Source organism: Rhizobacter sp. P2_H2, assembly GCF_056403375.1.
On record NZ_JBFUFP010001415.1, the window covers coordinates 1 to 1,123 of the forward strand.

Sequence of the window (1,123 nt, forward strand, 5' to 3'; positions counted from 1 at the left end):
CACCTGCACCTGCACCTGCACCTGCACCTGCACCTGCACCTGCACCTGCACCTGCACCTGCACCTGCACCTGCACCTGCACCTGCACCTGCACCTGCGCCTGCGCCCGCACCTGCACCTGCGCCTGCGCCCGCACCTGCGCCTGCGCCTGCGCCTGCGCCTGCGCCTGCGCCTGCGCCTGCGCCTGCGCCTGCGCCGGYCGCCGTGCCGGGGGCTGTGGGAAGCGTGAAGGCGACCGACGCCGGGGCCCAGGTGACCGTCAGCTGGGCCGCCGTGTCCGGAGCCACCGCGTACCGGGTCTACCGGTCGACAACGCAGGGCCAGCGAGGCACGCTGATCGGCTCGACGTCCTCGACGAGCCTGGCCGACAGCACCGTCGTCAATGGCACGACGTATTACTTCGTGGTCACGGCCTCGAACGCCACCGGGGAAGGTGCGGCCTCCGCGGCGGCGTCCGTGACCCACGGCACCGCCTGGACCAACGCGAAGTACGGCGGCGGCGGCTACGTCACCGGTCTCGTCTTCCATCCCACGTCCGCGAACGTTCTCTACGCACGCACCGACGTCGGCGGCGCCTATCGCTGGAACCAGGCCACCAAGGCCTGGGTGCCGATCACCGACGGCTTCAGCGGCGCCGAAGGCTCCTACCACGGGGTCGAAAGCATCGCGCTGGACCCGAACAACGACCAGGCCGTCTACCTGGTCGGCGGCATGTACGCCTCGGCGGATGCCACCGCCCGGCTGTACCGCTCCAGCGACCGCGGCGACCATTGGTCCCACGTCGACCTGCCGTTCTCCGCGGGTGGCAACAACAACGGCCGGGCCATCGGCGAACGGCTGATGGTCGACCCGAACAAGCCGTCGACGCTGTTCTACGGCTCGCGCACGGCCGGCCTGTGGAAGAGCGCGGACTCCGGCGCCACGTGGGCGCAGGTCAACGCGCTGTCGTCCACCAAGATGAGCGCCGACCAGATCAACGCGGCGGGCGGCCAGGTGATGGGTGTCGAGCTGGTGGTCTACGACACCGGGACCCGGGGCACGGGCACGGCGACCTCGACCCTCTACGCCGCCATCGCGCCGGACTACGTCAGCGTGGCGGGCCTGGGTTCGAACCTGTACAAGTC

The 1,123-nt window shown here is 70.9% G+C and carries 1 protein-coding gene and 1 pseudogene; both read left to right on the forward strand.

Features of this window, described 5'->3' with window-relative positions:
- Positions 1-228: hypothetical protein (locus AC1D15_RS33575; RefSeq protein WP_477829466.1), on the forward strand; the 228-nt coding region annotated here is incomplete at its 5' end.
- Positions 225-1,123, forward strand: a pseudogene (locus AC1D15_RS33580) (dockerin); the annotation flags it as partial. The gene AC1D15_RS33575 and the pseudogene AC1D15_RS33580, both read left to right, overlap by 4 nt.